The organism is Leisingera sp. (assembly GCF_034669605.1).
In the GTDB taxonomy this organism is placed as follows: Bacteria; Pseudomonadota; Alphaproteobacteria; order Rhodobacterales; family Rhodobacteraceae; genus Leisingera.
In genome coordinates this window covers 1-4,540 of record NZ_JAXMOX010000282.1, presented here as the reverse complement: position 1 = coordinate 4,540, position 4,540 = coordinate 1, and the positions used below count along the sequence as shown (strand labels likewise).

3 protein-coding genes and 1 pseudogene are annotated in these 4,540 nt (G+C 63.1%); 2 read left to right on the top strand and 2 right to left on the bottom strand.

The genetic code is table 11. The annotated features are described in order from the left end of the window. Positions 1–2,784 (top strand): annotated as a pseudogene (gene dnaE / locus VOI29_RS22725) (DNA polymerase III subunit alpha); the annotation flags it as partial. A 60-nt stretch (positions 2,785–2,844) separates the two neighbouring features. Here dnaE and VOI29_RS22720 read toward each other — a convergent pair. Together VOI29_RS22720 and VOI29_RS22715 are read right to left on the bottom strand one after the other, a co-directional pair. Then, complete coding sequence (locus VOI29_RS22720) at positions 2,845–3,282, bottom strand: nuclear transport factor 2 family protein (RefSeq protein WP_323783940.1); 438 nt, start codon at positions 3,280–3,282, stop codon at positions 2,845–2,847. A 182-nt stretch (positions 3,283–3,464) separates the two neighbouring features. Continuing rightward, positions 3,465–3,659 carry a SlyX family protein gene (locus VOI29_RS22715; protein WP_323783938.1) on the bottom strand — a complete coding sequence of 65 codons (195 nt, stop codon included), beginning with the start codon at positions 3,657–3,659 and terminating at the stop codon, positions 3,465–3,467. Between the two features lie 224 nt (positions 3,660–3,883). On the opposite strand from VOI29_RS22715, the gene VOI29_RS22710 reads away from it, so the two are divergent. After that, positions 3,884–4,540, top strand: a 657-nt coding sequence (locus tag VOI29_RS22710; protein WP_323783936.1) for a HisS family protein, incomplete at its 3' end; no start/stop codon positions are given.

Genomic DNA, 4,540 nt, shown 5'->3' with positions numbered 1-4,540 from the left:
CTGACCGCGCAGCATTACTTCAAAAGCCAGGAGGAAATGGTTGCGCTGTTTGCCGACCTGCCCGAGGCGGTTGAAAATACGGTGGAAATCGCCAAGCGCTGCGCGTTCAAGGCCTATTTGCGGGATCCGATCCTGCCCAAATTCGCCGATGACGAGGTGTCTGAACTGCGCCGCATCGCCAATGAGGGCCTGCAGAAACGGCTGGCGGTGATCCCCCATGCGGTCAGCCCGGAGGAATATCAGGCACGGCTGGATTTTGAGCTGGGCATCATCGAAGGCATGGGCTTCCCCGGCTATTTCCTGATCGTTGCGGACTTTATCCAATGGGGCAAGGATCAGGGTATCCCGGTGGGGCCGGGACGGGGCTCGGGCGCGGGGTCCTTGGTGGCTTATGCGCTGACCATTACCGACCTTGACCCGTTGCGCTATTCGCTGCTGTTCGAACGGTTCCTGAACCCGGAGCGGGTGTCGATGCCCGACTTCGACATCGATTTCTGCATGGACCGCCGCGAAGAGGTGATCCGTTATGTGCAGCAGAAATACGGCCGCGACAAAGTCGGGCAGATCATCACCTTCGGTGCGCTGCTGTCCAAGGCGGCGGTGCGCGACATCGGGCGGGTTCTGCAAATGCCCTATGGCCAGGTGGACCGCCTCAGCAAGATGATCCCGGTGGAAGGGGTGAAGCCGGTTTCCATCGAAAAGGCGCTGGTGGATGAGCCGCGGCTGAAGGAAGAGGCGCGCAATGAGCCGGTGGTCGACCGGTTGCTGACCTATGGCCAGCAGGTTGAGGGGCTGCTCAGGAATGCCTCGACCCACGCGGCGGGCGTGGTGATCGGCGACCGGCCGCTGGATGCGCTGGTGCCGCTGTATCAGGATCCGCGATCCGACATGCCGGCCACCCAGTTCAACATGAAATGGGTGGAGCAGGCGGGGCTGGTGAAATTCGACTTCCTCGGTCTGAAGACCCTGACCGTCATTCAGAACGCGGTGGATCTGATCAAACAGTCGGGCCGCGACCTGCATATCAGCGAGGACGGCACGCAATTGTACGAGCCGCCCGAAGGCGCGGTGAATGAGATCAACGCCATCCCGCTGGACGACAAGGTCACCTATGACCTTTATTCGCGGGCCAAAACGGTGGCGGTGTTCCAGGTGGAATCCACCGGCATGATGGATGCGCTGAAGCGCATGAAGCCGACCTGTATCGAGGACATCGTGGCGCTGGTGGCGCTGTACCGGCCCGGTCCGATGGAGAACATCCCGACCTATTGCGAGGTGAAGAACGGCCTCAAGAAAATCCAGTCGGTGCATCCGCTGATCGACCATATCCTGGAGGAAACCCAGGGCATCATCGTCTATCAGGAACAGGTGATGCAGATTGCCCAGGTGATGGCCGGCTACAGCCTGGGCGGCGCCGACCTGCTGCGCCGGGCGATGGGCAAGAAGATCAAGGAGGCGATGGACGCCGAGCGCCCGAAGTTTGAAAAGGGCGCGGCGGAAAACGGGGTGCCTGCAAAGAAGGCCTCGGAGGTCTTCGACCTGCTGGAGAAATTCGCCAACTACGGTTTCAACAAATCGCACGCGGCGGCCTATGCGGTGGTCAGCTATCAGACCGGCTGGCTGACGGCGAACCACCCGGGGGAGTTCATGGCCGGCGTCATGAACTGAGATATCCATCTGACCGACAAACTGGCGATCTACTTTGAAGAGGTGAAGAAGGGGCTGGGGCTGAAATACGTGCCGCCCTGCGTCAACCGGTCGATGGCGGCCTTCAACGTGGTCAAGGGTGAGCTGGTCTATGCGCTGGGCGCGCTGAAGAACGTCGGTGTCGACGTGATGCGGCTGGTCACCGAGGCGCGCAATGAGGGCGGGCATGAGCGGGTTTTCGTGAACCTGTTCGATTTTGCCCGCCGGGTGAATTTGAAGCGTGTCGGCAAGCGGCCGTTGGAGATGATGGCGCGGGCCGGGGCATTTGATCAGCTGGACCCCAACCGGCGCCGGGTGTTCGAGAGCCTGGAGGCGCTGGTCAGCTACTCTGCCGCGATCCATGACCAGAAGAACTCAAGCCAGGTGTCGCTGTTCGGCGAGGCGGGCGATGATCTGCCGGAACCGCGGCTGCCCTCGGTGCCGGACTGGCTGCCGGCCGAGCGGCTGAGCGAGGAATTCAAGGCGATCGGCTTCTACCTGTCGGGGCATCCGCTGGACGACTACATGCCCGCGCTGAAGCGCAAGGACGTGCTGACGCTGGACGAGGTCACTGCCAAGGCCGAACGCGGGCCGTTCATGGCCAAGATGGCGGGCGTGGTGGCCGGGCGGCAGGAGCGCAAATCAGCCCGCGGCAACCGCTTTGCCTTTGCCCAGCTGTCGGACCCGTCGGGCGCCTTTGAGGTGACGCTGTTTTCCGAAGTGCTGGAGAAATCCCGGGAGTTTCTGGAGACCGGCGCCAAGGTGGTGATCACTGCCGAAGCGACGATGGAGAGCGACCAGCTGAAGCTGCTGGTGCGCTCGGTCGGGCCGGTTGACAGCGCCATCGCCGACGCCGGGCGCAGCAGTTTGCGGGTCTATCTGAGCGAAGCCGCCGCCGTCGGCACCGTGGCGCAGGTGCTGGAAGACGCCAAATCCGCGGCCCGCAATGCCTCGCGCGGGGAGATCTACATGTATCTGCAGGACCCGGGCCTGCCCGGCGATGTGGAAATGGAGCTGGGCCAGCCGTTCCCGATCAACCCGCAGATCAAGGGCGCGCTGAAGTCGCTGGACGGGGTGCTGGATGTGGAGGAGATATGAGAGCGGGCGGCAGAGGCTGCCCTCAGGTCGTGCATTCGGGCAATCGCGCTGCCCGGCAGGTTATTTCCAGACCAGCTCCGCACCGCTGAGGCAGACAGGCAGGGTGTCGGGCGGCATCTGGCCCAGACCCTCGAACAGCTTGATGTAGTTCAGGCTGGAATGGATCGCGGAAATCTTGCCGTCTTCGACCTTGAAAACCATCTGGCCGTCGAAATCGAAGGGCGGGCGGTGCGGGTGGCTGGTGACATGCACGTCGAAACAGGTGATGATCCAAGGCCCGGCCTCTTCGAACACGCGAAAGGTGAACTCCGGCGCGCCGCCCAGCAAGGCCTTCATCGTGGTGACGAAATCGGAAGCGGCGAACTGTTTGCCCATCAGGTTGGACACCGGGCCGGTGGCCTCGGTTCTGTCCGAAAACATGTCCTGAAGAACAGCATCGTTGTCGCGGTACCAGACCTCTTCAAACCAAAAGCGTACCAGCTCTGCATTGCTTGTCACTGCTGCCGTCCAATTCCGTGCGTTTTTCTAAGGCTTATATGCGGGCACAAGCTCTTGCCAAGGCCCATTCCGCTTCAGCGTGCATTATCCTGCTGCAACTGCACAGGTTTTAAGCGCGCGCGGCGATAATCGCGGCCCGGTAGCCGTGACCGCGCGCACGCCCGAACAGACCCCGGCAGGCGTCAGTAATGCGGCGGGCGTTCGTCGCCGAAGACCGCGCCGCCGGTGCCGTCCTGCTCGCGGCTGGCCTCGCGCTGCATCAGCATGGCGACGCGGCGGGTCAGGGTGTCGATCTCCTGCTGCTGGCGGGCGATCACGTCGCTCATCTCCTCCACGCTGCGGGTCAGATGGGCGATTTGCTCTTCCAGATGCTGCATGGGGTGTCTCCTGGGTTCTGGTTTGTCTGATACAGAAGCTGGCTCCGAAAGCAAGGGGTCGCCCGCCCCGCCCCCCACGGGGCGGGCGCTGCCCTGCGCGCTTGAAACGAGCACTTCTTTTTCCGCCTCTTCGTCACCCGGCGCCGCGGCTCCTTCTTGCTGTTGCGGCCTGCTTCCGCTAGACCGCCGGGCGAGTGAAACCGCTACCCGTGAGGAGGCCTCAGATGGCCAAAGTGAAGAAACAGCCCCGCCCCAAGGCGCAAACGCCCAAGGGGTTCCGTGACTATTTCGGTGCGGAGGTGACCCAGCGCAGCGAGATGCTGCGGGCCATCGCGGGTGTGTATCATCATTACGGGTTCGAGGCGCTGGAGTCGGCGGCGGTGGAAACCGTCGAGGCGCTGGGCAAGTTCCTGCCCGATGTCGACCGCCCCAATGAGGGCGTGTTTGCCTGGCAGGAGACCGAGGACGACGGCAGTTCAAATTCCGGGGGCGACTGGATGGCGCTGCGGTATGACCTGACGGCGCCGCTGGCGCGGGTCTATGCGCAGCACCGCAATGATCTGCCGACGCCCTACCGCCGCTATGCGATGGGGCCGGTCTGGCGCAATGAGAAGCCGGGGCCGGGCCGCTTCCGTCAGTTTTATCAGTGTGACGCGGATACCGTGGGCACCGCCTCGATGGCGGCAGATGCCGAGATCTGCGCGATGCTGTCCGACACGCTGGAAACCGTCGGCATTCCGCGCGGTGATTACCTGGTGCGGGTGAACAACCGCAAGGTTCTGAACGGCGTGCTGGAGGTCATGGGTCTTGGCGCCGAAGATGCCAAGCGCGACGACGTGCTGCGCACCATCGACAAATTCGACAAGGTGGGGGAAGCGGGC

What these genes read in the sequence shown, in the direction of transcription:
- VOI29_RS22715 (WP_323783938.1), bottom strand. Translation starts at nt 3,659, where the DNA reads ATGCAGCATCTGGAAGAGCAAATCGCCCATCTGACCCGCAGCGTGGAG.